The 12,849-nt window shown below is 77.6% G+C and carries 10 protein-coding genes; 5 read left to right on the top strand and 5 right to left on the bottom strand.

Annotated elements, in window-relative coordinates; translation table 11 throughout:
• Positions 1–3 precede the first annotated feature (3 nt).
• Complete coding sequence (locus tag OO48_RS17360) at positions 4–1,350, bottom strand: cryptochrome/photolyase family protein (protein WP_033217170.1); 1,347 nt, start codon at positions 1,348–1,350, stop codon at positions 4–6.
• A 221-nt stretch (positions 1,351–1,571) separates the two neighbouring features.
• Here OO48_RS17360 and OO48_RS40690 point away from each other — a divergent pair, with 221 nt between their 5' ends.
• Together OO48_RS40690 and OO48_RS17350 are read left to right on the top strand one after the other, a co-directional pair.
• The gene (locus OO48_RS40690; protein ID WP_033217168.1) at positions 1,572–3,821 is read left to right on the top strand and encodes a CRISPR-associated endonuclease Cas3''; all 2,250 of its coding nucleotides are present in this window, start codon (positions 1,572–1,574) and stop codon (positions 3,819–3,821) included.
• A gap of 487 nt (positions 3,822–4,308) precedes the next feature.
• Positions 4,309–6,129: a hypothetical protein gene (locus tag OO48_RS17350; RefSeq protein ID WP_051732237.1), complete on the top strand. Its 1,821-nt coding sequence runs from the start codon at positions 4,309–4,311 to the stop codon at positions 6,127–6,129.
• Between the two features lie 67 nt (positions 6,130–6,196).
• Here the strand turns inward: OO48_RS17350 and OO48_RS17345 are convergent, their stop codons facing one another.
• Complete coding sequence (locus tag OO48_RS17345) at positions 6,197–6,685, bottom strand: DUF3291 domain-containing protein (protein ID WP_033217167.1); 489 nt, start codon at positions 6,683–6,685, stop codon at positions 6,197–6,199.
• 48 nt (positions 6,686–6,733) lie between these two features.
• Positions 6,734–7,366, bottom strand: a complete 633-nt coding sequence (locus tag OO48_RS17340; RefSeq protein ID WP_033217165.1) for a helix-turn-helix transcriptional regulator — start codon at positions 7,364–7,366, stop codon at positions 6,734–6,736.
• 233 nt (positions 7,367–7,599) lie between these two features.
• Between OO48_RS17340 and OO48_RS17335 the strand changes: the two genes are divergently transcribed.
• Positions 7,600–7,851, top strand: coding sequence for a hypothetical protein (locus tag OO48_RS17335; protein WP_033217163.1), 252 nt, complete (start codon positions 7,600–7,602; stop codon positions 7,849–7,851).
• 250 nt (positions 7,852–8,101) lie between these two features.
• On the opposite strand, the gene OO48_RS17330 is transcribed toward OO48_RS17335, so the two are convergent.
• Positions 8,102–9,442, bottom strand: coding sequence for an NAD(P)/FAD-dependent oxidoreductase (locus tag OO48_RS17330; RefSeq protein WP_051732236.1), 1,341 nt, complete (start codon positions 9,440–9,442; stop codon positions 8,102–8,104).
• Positions 9,443–9,720: 278 nt separating this feature from the next.
• Here OO48_RS17330 and OO48_RS17325 point away from each other — a divergent pair, with 278 nt between their 5' ends.
• Both OO48_RS17325 and OO48_RS17320 read left to right on the top strand, forming a co-directional pair.
• Complete coding sequence (locus tag OO48_RS17325) at positions 9,721–11,472, top strand: cation:proton antiporter domain-containing protein (protein WP_033217159.1); 1,752 nt, start codon at positions 9,721–9,723, stop codon at positions 11,470–11,472.
• Positions 11,473–11,586: 114 nt separating this feature from the next.
• On the top strand, positions 11,587–12,024 hold the full coding sequence (locus OO48_RS17320; protein ID WP_033217157.1) for a GNAT family N-acetyltransferase: 438 nt from the start codon (positions 11,587–11,589) through the stop codon (positions 12,022–12,024).
• Positions 12,025–12,333: 309 nt separating this feature from the next.
• On the opposite strand, the gene OO48_RS17315 is transcribed toward OO48_RS17320, so the two are convergent.
• Positions 12,334–12,804, bottom strand: coding sequence for an NUDIX hydrolase (locus OO48_RS17315; protein ID WP_033217155.1), 471 nt, complete (start codon positions 12,802–12,804; stop codon positions 12,334–12,336).
• Positions 12,805–12,849 lie beyond the last annotated feature (45 nt).

Genomic DNA, 12,849 nt, shown 5'->3' with positions numbered 1-12,849 from the left:
CGCTCAGGCGCCCGGCGGCGGGCCCTGCGGGAGGCGGGCGGCGCGCAGGCGGTGGCCGGTGGTGTCGGGGGCGATCAGCGGCGGGGGGTAGTCGGCGGGGCGGCGGGCGGACCGCCAGGGGCGGTGGATCTCGCGGCCGGGGAGGTGGGCGAGTTCGGGCACCCAGCGGCGGACGTAGGCGCCGTCGGGGTCGTACCGGTCGGCCTGGGCGAGCGGGTTGAGGACGCGGTTGGGGCGGGTGTCGGTGCCCGTCCCGGCGACCCACTGCCAGTTGAGCTGGTTGTTGGCGAGGTCGCCGTCGACCAGGTGGTGCAGGAAGTGCGCGGCGCCCGGGCGCCAGTCCTGGTAGAGGGACTTGGCGAGGAAGCTGGCGGTGAGCAGCCGGGCCCGGTTGTGCATCCAGCCGGTCTCGGCGAGCTGGCGCATGCCGGCGTCGACGATCGGGAAGCCGGTGCGGCCCTCGCACCAGGCGGCGAACTCGTCCGGGTCCGCGCGCCAGTCGTCGTGGCGGGTCCGGTAGTCGGCGTGGGCGGCGTCGGGGCGGGCGGCCAGGACCTGGTGGTGGAAGTCGCGCCAGACGAGTTGCCGGACGAAGGCCTCGGCGCCGTCGCCGCCTCGGCGTTCGGCGAGGTGGACGAGTTCGTTGGCGGACAGGCAGCCGAAGTGCAGGTACGGGGAGAGGTGCGAGGTGCCGTCGGCGGCGAGGGCGTCGTGCAGGTCGGCGTAGTGATCGCCGCGCCAGCGCTGCCAGGCGCGGCGGGCGGCGCTCTCGCCGGGGTCGGGCAGGCTGCGGGCGGTGGGCGTCGCGGTGGGCAGGGCCGCGCCGGCCGGGCCCTCGGGGGTGTCCAGGGCGCGCGGCCGGGGCAGCGGGGCGCGGCGGGCGGTCTGCTGCCAGGCCCGCTGGTAGGGGGTGAAGACGGCGTAGTGGTCCCGCCCGGCGGGCCGGACGGCGCCGGGCGGGACGGCCGTCAGCGAGCCCTCGTGCACCCGCAGCCGCTCCCCCAGCGCCCGGCGCAGCCGCTGCTCGCGCCGCCGGGCGTACCCGCTGACCCCGGCGGCGACGTGGACGCTCGCCGCGCCGGTCTCGGCGGCGAGCCTCGCGGTCTGCTCGGCGGTGTCGCCCTCGCGCACCAGCAGCCGCCCGCCGATCCGGCGCAGGCCGGCGTCGAGGTCGGCGAGGCAGCCGGCCAGGAACGCGGCCCGGTTGGGGGCGGCGAAGCCGGCGGCGGCGACGGCCGGGTCGGTGACGAACAGCGGCACCACCCGGTCGGCGCCGGCCCGGGCGGCGTACAGGGCGGGGTTGTCGTGCAGGCGCAGGTCCTGGGTGAACAGGACGATGGCGAGTGTCATGGTGCTGCTTTCGGTGCGGGGAGGCTTCCCGGTGTCGACATGACGATCTGTCAATGTTCGTACGCCGGGCGGTCTGCGGCGGGGACGGGCGTCCCCGTGTCGTCTTCGGATCTGGCGGCGGGACGGATGGGTGCGACCGCGCGGCGGCCTGACCCGGCGTCGCCCGCGCCGTCCGTGCGGCGGCCTAGAGTCGGGGTCCGCAGACGACGAGGGGGACGTGGATGGTGCAGGGGTTCGAGGAGTTCTTCCGCACGGCGACCGGGCACCGCCCGTACGGCTACCAGCGGGCGCTCGCGGCGGACGGGCTGCCGGAGCGGGTGCGGGTGCCGTCGGGGGGCGGGAAGACGGCGGGGGTCGTGCTGGCGTGGCTGTACCGGCGGGCGGTGGCGTCGCCGGGGGCGGGCGCGCGGCGGCTGGTGTACGTGCTGCCGCAGGGCGGCCTGGCGGACTGGACGCACGCCCGGATCGGCGGCTGGCTGGACCGGCCGGGCCTCGCGGGGCGGGTGGACCTGCACCTGCTGGCCGGGCCCGACGGGCAGAACGGCACCTGGCGGCGGCACCCCGAGCGGACGGCGGTCCTGGTCGGCACCCACGACGTGCTGCTGAGCCGGGCGCTGATGCGCGGCTTCGCCGACGCCCGGGCGATGGCGCCGGTGTCGTTCGGGCTGCTCAACAACGACGCCCACTGGGTGTTCGACGAGGCGCCCCTGCTGGGCCCCGGCCTGGCGACCGGCGAGCGGCTGCAGGCGCTGCGCGACGCGCTGGGCACCACGGCGCCGACCGGCAGCACCTGGATGTCCGCCGTCGGCGACGGCGCCGCTCCCCCGCCGGACGCCGCCCCGGCGGGGCGGCGCACCGTCCGGCGGCTGCGCCCGGACCCGGCCCGGTACGTGCCGGAGCTGGTGGCGGCGCTCGGCGCGGCGCACCGCCCCGGCACCCGGACCATCGCGGCGCTCGACTCCCCCGGCCGGGCCCGCGAGGTCCACGCCGCGCTGCGCGCCGCACACCCGCGGCAGCCGGTGGTGCTGCTGCACCCGTACCTGCGCTCCGCCGAACGGCAGGCCCTGGTACGGGAGTTGCCGGAGGACGGGTTCCTGGTGGCGACGCGGGCGCTGGACGCCGGGTCCGACCTGTCCGGCCGCACCGTGTTCACCGAGCTCGCGCCATGGAGCGCCGTCGTGCAGCGGGCCGGGCGCTGCGACCGGTACGGCGAGCACCCGGAGGGCGGCGAACTGCTGTGGTGCGTCCCGCCGGAGGGGGTCGGGGCCGGGCCGGAGGCGGCGCGGTGGCTGGCGGCGCACGAGGGGGTGGCGGTCACCGCCGCCGACCTGTTCCTGGCCCCGGTCGAACAGCCGGCGCCGGCCGCCCCGGCGCTGGGCGGGGCGGAGTTGGCGGCGCTGTTCGACACCGGGCGCGGGGCCGCTCAGGTCGACGCGGCCCCGTGGGTCTGCGCCGAGGAGCGGCGCACCGTCTTCGTGGCCTGGCGCGACTGGGGCGGGCAGGGGCGTCCGGCGGAGGACGAGCCGGAGCCCGGCCGGGCCGAGCAGTGCGAGGCGCCGCTCGCCGAGGTGTCGGCCCTGCTGACGGCGGCGGGCCCGGACGGCGGGGGCGGCGGGGGCAGCGCGGGCGGCGCGGGCGGCGGGGCGTGGCTGCGGGACGGCGACGACGGCCGGTGGCGGCGGGCCGGGACGGCGGACCTGCGCCCGGGGGCGGTGCTGACCCTGGACGCGGCCGGCGGCGGCCACCTGCCGGGGCTGGGCTGGCGGCCGGACAGCCGGGTGCCGGTGCCGCCGCTCTTCGCCGGGCGCACGCCGCCCGGGACCGGGTGCGCCGCGTGGGTGGGCCTCGACCAGCACCTGCGGGAGACCGAGGAGGAGGCCCGGGCGCTCACCGCCGTACTGCCGGGGCTGAGCGGGGCGCAGCGGGAGGCGGTGGCGCTGGCCGCCCGGCTGCACGACCTCGGCAAGTGCCACGAGGTGTTCCAGGCGAAGCTGCGCGACAACGGCGGCGACCCGCCGGCGGGGCTGCTCGCCAAGTCCAAGGCCCCCTGGAACAACGGGGTTTCGGCCCGTCCGCACTTCCGGCACGAGCTGGTCAGCGCGCTGCTGCTGCTGGACGGCGAGCACTGGCACGCCCCCGGCGCCGACCCGTCCCTGGTGACGTACCTGGTCGCGGCGCACCACGGGCAGGTGCGGGTCTCGGTCCGCCCCGGGCCGGGCGAGGACGCGGACACCCTGCTCGGTGTCCGCGCGGGCGACCGCACCCCGCCGGTGGCCGTCTCCACCGGCGAGCGCTTCCCGTCCCGGCCGCTCGACCCGGCCGTCCCGTTCCGCCCGGGCGGCGCCTGGGCCGGGCTGGTCGCCGCCCTGCTGGCCGACCCCGGCCTGGGCCCGTTCCGCCTGGCCCACCTGGAGTCCCTGGTCCGCACCGCGGACTGGCGCTCCAGCGCCCGCCACGACGGCCCGCTCTGACGCCTGGGCGGCCCGGCCCCGCACGGCGGGGGCCGGGCCGTTCGGGCGCTGCGGGCCGATCAGACGTGGGCCAGGCTGATCCGCCGGTCGAGGACCACCCGGTGCCGGCCCGGCGGCCAGGAACGCGGCGGCCGGCGCCAGGGCGGCCGGGGTGATCGTCCGGTGGAGTGCGGTGGCCATGGGCGGGAGTTCCGTTCCCGTTCCGGCCACGCGGACGGGCGCATGGGGCGCGCGGGGCGCGCGGGGCACGCGGGCTTCGCCGGCGGACCGTCGTCGGGGTGGGCGGCTCGGAGCCGAGCGCACCGCCGTCGACAGCAGCACGGAGCGACCGGACGACCACCCGGTGCGGCGAGGTCCACCCGGTCGGCAGGGAGCGCGGCAAGCGGCGCGGCGGTGGCGCGGCGGTGCGTAGCGCAACTATCCGATGATCCACTCGTTGGTCCGTCCGACGTAGAGCCGGGCTCGTCCCGATGCCTTGGAGGGGCCGATGGATCTCAAGACGCTGCCGCAGCCCGGGGTGACCGGTGCGGGCGGTCGGCCGGGTTCCGCGGAGGCCGTACTGGTGCGGCACTACCGGCGGCTGGTGTGCCTGGCGTACCTGACGCTGCCCGCCGACCGGGGGCGGCACGCCCGGGTGGTGGCGGCGCACGCGGTGGTGCAGCGGGCCCTGCCGGTGCTCGGCGGACGGGCGGCCGGGGCGGCCGGGTACCCGGCGGCGCGGATCCGGGTGCTGCGCGGGGCGCTGCGCCGGCGGCGGTGGCCCGGAGCGGCGTTCCCCCGGGTGTGGGGGGTGCGGCTGTTCACGCCGCCGGACGACGGGGACGCCGAACTCGACGCCCGGCTGGCCGGGTTGCCGGCCCCGGCGCGGGCGGGTTTCGCGATCCAGGCGCTGGACGGACTGCCCCGGGCCGAGGCCGCCGAGGTGCTGGCCTGGGCCGGGGTGGAGGCGCCCGCCGACGCCGCCCGGGCCGGTGCCGAACTGCTGCGCTCGCTGGGCGGCCCCGCCTGGTCCGACCTCCCGCCCGGCCACGACGCCTGCACGGTGCACCTGCAGCCGGGCGACCTGCTGCGCCGCCGCCGGCTGACGGCGGCGGCCGCGACGGTGGCGGTGGCGCTGACCGCGGGCGTCCTGCCGGCCCTGCTCCCGGCCGGGCCGGGCACCGGCGGGCCGGACGCGGCGGCGGCCGCCGCCCCGGGCGCGGCCGTTCCCGAGCGCCGGGCCGACGACCTGTGGCGGACGACCGCGAAGCTCGGCCTCCCGGTCTGGCCCGCCCGCGGCGACCTGCGCGACGACGGCGCCCTGGTCAGCCGCGCGACGGCCGCCTGGCGGCAGGCGGGCCCGCCCGTCGCCGTGCCCCAGCTCCTGTACGCGGGGCGGCTGGACGGCGCGGCGGTGGTGCTGCTGACGGACGGCCGGAGCCTGGCCAGGTACACCGAGGACCCGGCGTCCGGATCGGGCCCGGCCCTCGCCCTGGCACCCGCCGGGGACAGCGACGTGACGGCGGGCGCGGCGGTCGTCCTGCACCGCGACGACCACGGCGCGCGGTACCTGCTGGCCCCCTGGGTGGCGTCCGCGGCGACCCGGCGGCTGGACCGGCCGGACGAGGCGGAACACCCGCTGGCCCTCACCGCCGGGGTCACCGCGCCGGTGCCGGGGGCGGCCGCGCCGGGCTGCCCGGGGCCGGTGCTGCAACTGCGCTCGGACCCGGTGGTCGCCGAGCAGCACGCCTTCCTGCTCGCCGACCTCGGCGGCCTCGCCCCCGCCCACCTGACGTACACCCCGCCGCCGGACGCCTCCTCCCCGGCCCGGCCGCCACGTGAGGCGGTCGGCCCGCAGGCCCTGCGCCGGTGGGCGGCGGGCGCCTGCGCGGTGCCCGAAGCCGGGCCGGAGGTACGGCAGTTGAACCTGTGGGAGTTCGCCGACCAGCGGCTTCCGCAGAACGCCGGCGAACTGGCCTGGGCCTGCCTGCGGGCCGACCGCTGGGACGGCTCGGGCAGCGCGGCGGCGGCGGTGCTGCCGCCCGGCGGCGGCCGCGCCGAGCGGCTGGCGCACGCGGACGGGCGGGCCTGCAGCCGCTACGAGCAGGACACCGTCGCCCAGTACCGCTGGCGCGCCCCGAACGGCACCCCCTACCTCCTGGTGGCCGCCAGCCGCCGGATCACCCGCCTGGCCGTCACCACCCCGACCCGCCGCCTCGACCAACCCGCCCCGCCCACCCGCACCCTGGCCCTCGACAACCCGGGCGCCGGCCCCACCGCGGTCGAGGCGGTCACGGCCTCCGGCACCCGCCTGAAGCCGATCGGCTGAGACCCGGGAGAGCACCACCGCGGGGGGCCGTGGCCGCGAGAGGTCCGCCGCCGCTCCTTCCGGGCCTTCACTCCCCGCCCGGTGCCGGATGCGGGTCGCGGAAGGTGAAGGCGTCCGGGCCCGGCCCGTGGGTGCGGAGGGTGGTGATGCGGGCCATCGCTTCGGCGGGGGTGGGGCGGTGGCCGATCGGGATCCACCACATGGCGTGGTGGGCCGCGGTGGGGGGCTGGAACCAGTCGCGGCGGCGGGCCAGCACCCGCAGGTGGTCGCTGCGGTAGGTGTAGTCGCGCAGCGCCTCGACCGACTCCCAGATCGAGCAGTTGATCTGGAGCAGGTCGTCCTCCAGGTCGGGCCGCAGGCCGGTCGCGTCGGCGCCCGTCTCGTCGACCATCCGCCAGACGAAGCCGGGGCTGCGTTCGGCGAGCGCGTTGATCTCGGCCAACTGGGCCATGAATCCGGCGAGTTGTGGGCTGTCCAGCGGGGCGACGGTACGGCCGACGTTGACCTGGGCGAGGTGGTGGCCGCGCGGGGCGGCGGCGGGCTGAGGGGTGGTCATGCGGCAAGCATGGCCCGACTCGGCTTCTATAGTCAATGGATATTGTTTTTAGAGCTGGCTCCTGGAGAGCGACACGCAGCACCCGCCCGCGCACGGGTCCATCGCGGGCGTCCAGCCGTCCCCGGCCAGCCCCTCCAGCAGGGCCAGGTTCATTCCGCACACCAGCGCGGGGAACTCGTCCGCCAGCGCGTGGAAGGGGCAGTTGCCCAGCCGCAGCACCTCCCCGTCCAGGAACGGCGCGTAGCCGCGTTCGCGCAGGGCGTCCGGCAGGTCGTCGGACGCGCACTCCCCCGCCTCGCCCTCCGTGCGGGCCGCCGCCTGCAACTCCCGGTCCAGGCCCGCCCGTTCGACCACCTCGGCGAGCAGCCGGCCGACCGCGCCGTAGGCCCGGGGCGGGAGGGTGACCGCGATCTCGGTGTCGGCCCGGCGGTAGAACTTGGCGGGGCGGCCGGCGCCGGGGCCGCCGCGCCCGGCGGGGCGGCGGTAGGAGGCCGTCAGCAGGCCGGCGTCGACCAGCTTGTCCAGGTGGAAGGCGGCCAGGGAGCGGGAGACGCCCGCCGCCTCGGCCGCCGCGTCCCGGCCGACCTCCTGCGGGGCCGCGGCCACGTGCCGGTAGAGGGCGCGCCGCACCGGGTCGGCGAGGGCGCCCAGCGCCTCGATCGAGGAGTCCTCAGCTGTCATCCGTCGAGTCTATGACCGGCCGGAAGGGGCCCGCGGCGCGGCCGGACGGCGCCCGCGACGCGGCCGGATCCGGCGTGAACCCGCCACCCGGGCGGCGCCGTCGCGCCACGCTGTCCGGATTGCCCGCCATCGGTTTCTACACCTCTGTAGAGTGTTCCCGACCGCCACCAGCCGGGCCGTTCGGGCACCCCGCACCCGTCACCCCCGCCGACCGGACTCGAAGGAGGCCCGCAGTGCACCCTCCGCAGCTGCAGACCGACCCCGCCTGGTCCCCGCCGGAACAGGACGTCCATCCCGCCTACCAGCCCGTGGAAGTCCTGCTCGACGGCTCCGGGACGTGGGCCCTGGGCCGGATCAACGCCTGGTGGCACTCCCCCGAGGGCGAGCCCTGGTGCCGCCTGCGCCTGATCGGCGCCACCGCGGCCCCCGCCTGGCGGCGCTACGACCCCGAGCGGATCCTGCTGCTGCCCACCCACGGGATCTGACCGGATCCGGGGCCTGAGCCGCCGTCACCGGGCGCCCGGCGCCCCACCCCGCGAACGGGGAGGGCGAGTACGAGTCCCTGCCGGAGCCCGGCCGGTGCGGAAGGGCTCGAACTCGGAGCGCCAGGTGCCGTAGCAGCGCGAGCAGGAGAACTCGAACCGGAAGCCCGCGCTGTCCGGAGTCGTCGCCCAGGCCGACACACCGGGGTGTCGCGCCGGTACGGGCCCGGAGCGCGGTGCGGAGGCCGTGCGGTCAGCCGCCGAACAGGACCGGTCCCAGCACGGAGGGACGGAACAGCAGGGTGGGCGGTTCCACCATGGCGGCGACCTGGTGGAACGCGGCGGCGACCCGGACGTCGGTGACGGCGCGGGCCAGCACCCGGTCCAGCAGCCGCTGTTGGACCTTGACCTGGAGGCCGGAGGGACCGCCGGTGGTGCCGGCGAAGCGGACGTCCTCGCCGGCGGCCATCTGCCAGGGGTTCCTGGTGACCGAGGCGATGGCGTCGCGGGTCTCGCGGGCCGCCGCGTGGCCGAGGTCGCCGTGCTTGCGGACGGCCTCGCGCAGGGCGCGGGCGCCGAGGGCGGCCACCGTCATGCCCTGGCCGTAGACCGGGTTGAAGGTGCAGGAGGCGTCGCCGAGGGCGAGGAAGCCGTGCGGGGCGGAGCGCTCGTAGTGCCGCCACACGCTGGGCCCGGGGACGAAGCCGCGGGCGGGCCCGGCGGGCTTGGCGCCGGTGATCGCCTCGGCGATGCCGGGGTCGCGCAGCAGGCCGAGCTGCTTCTCGAACTCCTCGGGCTGGATGGAGGGTTCGAAGCCGCGCATGCCGCCGATGCCGACGATCCAGCGCTGGCCCTCGACGGGCAGCAGGACGCCGAAGCGGCCCTGGTCGGGGGCGTGGCTCTGCAGGTAGAGGGCGGAGTCGGCGGGGGCCTCGGCGGGGCGGTGGTAGAAGCGGGTGGCGTAGGAGACGCCGGCGTCGACGCGTTCCCGGGGGACGACGGACGCGCCGAGCAGCGAGAGCCACTTGGCGGCCCGGGTGGAGCGTCCGGCGGCGTCGACGACCAGTTCGGCGGATATCTCCGCGTCCCGTCCGCCGTCCCTGCCCCGGCCGGCGGTCCGGACGCCGGTGACGGCGTGCCGGTCGCCGAGCAGGCCGGTCACCTCGGTGCCGGTGCGGAACTCGATGTTCGGCGCGGTGCGGACGCGGTCCAGCACCACCCGGTCGATCAGCGGGCGGCTGCAGCCGAGCACCGCGAGGTCGCTCTCGTACGGGGCGAGCCAGCCGGCGGCGGTGAGCCAGCGCAGGCCGCCGGAGAGCGGGACGCGGTTGGCGCCGGCCGCGACGAGTTCGGCGAGGGCGCCGGGCAGCAGGTCGTCGATGGTGCGCTGACCGGCCTCCAGCAGCAGGTGGCTGTGCTTGGCCTGCGGGACGCCGGGGCGGAAGTCGGCCCCCTCCGGGTAGCGGTCGCGTTCGACCACCACGACCCGGTCCGCGACGCCGTGCAGCGCCCAGGCGGCCAGGCATCCGGCCAGTCCGCCGCCGATCACCACTGCCGTGCCGCGGTCGCCGGCCGCGCTCCCCCTAGGACTCATGCCCGTACAGTAAGGGACGCCGCGCTGACAGTCACCGGGGGGTCGCGTTTCGGCCGCACTTCTTCGACCTGGCAACTTCCTTGTGCGGGTGGGGTTTTCCCCGCTTGTGACCAGTACGGCCCGATTCGCCCCGGGGCCGACGGGCCGGGCCGCCACGAGGCCGCCACCGGGTCGCCACCGGACTGCCGCAGGACCTCCGCCGGGCCGACTGGGCCGGACGGGGGACCTGCCGGGCGCGTGGCGCGCCGGGGGCCCGGTGCGCGTCGTGGGATGGCGGGATGACCTCTGAGCAGATCCTGATCGGGGCCGGCCTGACCCTGGTGCTCGCCGTCGCCTCCCAGCTGCTGGCCGCCCGGCTGCGCATCCCGGCGATCATCGTGCTGCTGCCGGTGGGCTTCGCGGCCGGCGCGGTCACCGACGACATCCACCCGGACCAGCTGCTGGGCCCGGCGTTCTCCCCGCTGGTCTCGCTCGCCGTCGCGGTCATCCTGTACGAGGCCGGGCTCGGCCTGGACCTGCGCAGACTGACCGGCCACGCCCGGCGGGTGGTGGTGCGGCTGGTGTGGGTCGGCATCGTGGTGACCGTCCCGGCCACCGCGTTCGCGGCCGCCCCGCTGCTCGGCGTCTCGGGCCGGGCGGCGGCGATGCTCGGCGCGGTGCTGGTGGTGTCCGGGCCGACCGTGGTGGGGCCGCTGCTGAACTTCGTCCGGCCGAACGAGCGGGTGCAGCGGATCCTGGTGTGGGAGGGCTCGTTGATCGACCCGATCGGCGGCATCCTCGGCGCGCTGGTCTTCCACGCGCTGGTGAGCGAGCAGCACCGGGGGATCGGTCAGGGCCTACTGCGGTTCGCCGCCAACGTGGGCCTGGGCCTGCTCGGCGGCGCGGTCGGTGCGGCGCTGCTGTGGCTGTTGCTGGTCCGCGCCCGGCTGAACGAAGTCATGGGCACCAACGCCCAGTTGGCGGCGGTGGTGGGCATCGCCGCGGTCTGCGACGCGCTGCGCGACGACACCGGGCTGATCGCGGCGATCGTGATGGGCGTGGTGGCCGCCACCGCCCCCGCCTTCGACCTGCCCGCCCGGCAGACCTTCCTGGAGACGCTGGTGGCGCTGATCGTCGGCGTGCTGTTCGTGTCGATCTCCTCGACCGTCACCTGGGCCTCGGTGCGCCCGGTGGTGCTGCCCGCGCTGGCCCTGACCGCGCTGCTGGTGGTCGTGGTGCGGCCGGTGGTGGCGTCGCTGTCCACCCTGCGCACCGACCTGGGCGAGGGCGAGCGGGCGTTCCTGGGCTGGATGGCGCCGCGCGGCATCGTCGCCGCGTCCACCGCCGCGACCTTCTCCGCCGGCCTGGCCGCGGCGGGCGTCGGCGGCGCGGACCGGATCCTGCCGACCACCTTCCTGGTGATCGTGTTCACCGTGACGCTGTACGGCCTGACCGCCGTCCCGGTGGCCCGGCTGCTGCGGGTGACCCGCCCGGCCCGTTCGCGCCCGCTGCTGGTGGGCGGCGAGCCCTGGACGGTCGAACTGGCCTCCGTGCTGCGTTCGGCGGGCCTGGACGTGCTGCTGTGGGCCGGGCGCGACGAGCAGCGGGAGCGGATCGCCGCGGCCGGGCTCGAACTCGCCGACGGCGAGCTGCTGGCCACCGCGAGCGGCGAGGGCGCCGAGGCGGAGGGCGTCACCGCGGTGTACCTGCTGACCGCCGAGGACGAGTTCAACGCGCTCGCGGCGGCCGTCCTGCGCGACGGGTCCGACCTGCCGGTGTTCCGGCTGCCCGCCGCCGCGCCCGGGCCCGGCGTGGTGGGCGACGCCCCCACCGCGACGGTCCTCCCGGCCGCCCTGACCGGCCCCGAGCTGGCCCGCCGGCACGCCGCCGGCGCCCGGGTGCTGCGCCGCCCCGCCGACGGCAACCTGCCGCCCGGCCACGACCTGCTGTTCACCCTCGACCGGGCCGGCCACCTGCACCCCGCGACGCTCGACGGCGTGTCCGTCCACCCCGGCCAGGTCACCGAGCGGATCGTCCTCGGCCCGGCCTGACGCCCCTCCGGCGCGGCACGGTTCACCGGCCTGACACGGCGTCAGACCACCGCGCGTAACAGCGGCCGGATATCGTCCGACCGCCGCCCCGTTCCCCCGGAAGGATCCCGACCGATGACCGCCGCCACCGCCGACCTCGACGACCTCGCCGCCTTCCTGCGCGCCCAGGGCCTGGACCCGCACGGCCTGGACGAGCCCGGCACCCTGCTGTGGACCACCAGGGACGCCGCCGGGCCGACCGCCAGCGCGGCCCTGGAGCTCGCCGGGCCGGTCGGCCTGCTGCGCAGCGTCGCGGTCCGCCCCGACCGGCGCGGGCACGGCACCGCCCGCCGCCTGGTCGAGGACGTGCTGGCCGAGGCCGCGGCGGGCGGCATCCGCCGCGTCTACCTGTTCTCCACCGACGCGGGCGCGTTCTGGCGACGCCTGGGCTTCCGCGAGGTGCCCGTTCCGGAGGCGGCGGCCGCGCTCGCCGCCTCCCCGCAGGTCCGCCAGTACCTCGCGGACGGCTCGCTGGCCGGCGAGGTGGCCTGGAGCCGCGACCTGACGCCGTGACCCGGCGCCGCGATCCGGCCGCCCCCTGACGGGGCGTCGGACGTGCACGGTACGTTGGCGGGCGTGACCGAGCCCTCGACGGGCCCCGCACCGCTGCCCCCGGCCGCCCGTCCGGGCGGCGCACCTCGACTCGGACGAAGGCGGTCCGTCCGGCGGGGGTGAGTCCGCCGCCGGAGTGCACCGGGTGCACGTGCAGGTCGCCCCGGTACCAGCCGGGGCCGCGCCCGGGCAGCCGGGTCGGCGGGTAGTCCATGATCGCCTCCCGCATCCCCCACCGGCCTTGCGCCGGAGGGGAGTTCCGGTGGCGTGTCAGCTCAGGGTGAACCAGGGCGAGGGGTGGTCGGCGAGCGCCTTCTCCAGCAGCAGGGTGTCGTTGGGGGCCAGCGGCGGGAGGGCGTCCAGCGGGAACCAGGCGACCGCGAGCGACTCGTCGTCGTTGACCACCGCCTCGCCGGCCAGCGGGCGGCAGCGGAAGGCGATGTCCAGGTACTGCACCTGGTCGCCGTTGGCGCAGGCGAAGGCGGGCAGGGTGTGCACGCTGGTGATCCGCTCGGGCGCCACGGTGACGCCGGTCTCCTCCCGCACCTCGCGCACCACGGTGTCGGCGGGCTGCTCGCCGGGCTCCACGATGCCGTGCAGCAGGGCCCAACGGCCGGTGTCGGAGCGGCGGTTGAGCAGGATCCGGCCGTCCTCGACCACCACGGCGGTGATGCCGGACAGCCACAGCGGGCCGTGGCCGACGTGTTCGCGCAGATCCAGGATGAATTGCGGTGTGGGCATGCCGTGCACTGTAGTGCGCACCCGTCCGTTCCCGTGGTCGGCCCG

Origin of the sequence: Kitasatospora phosalacinea (genome assembly GCF_000716545.1) — a bacterium.
Classification (GTDB): domain Bacteria; phylum Actinomycetota; class Actinomycetes; order Streptomycetales; family Streptomycetaceae; genus Kitasatospora; species Kitasatospora phosalacinea.
Note: the sequence above shows the minus strand (reverse complement) of the source record. Positions and strands in the feature narration are given on the sequence as shown.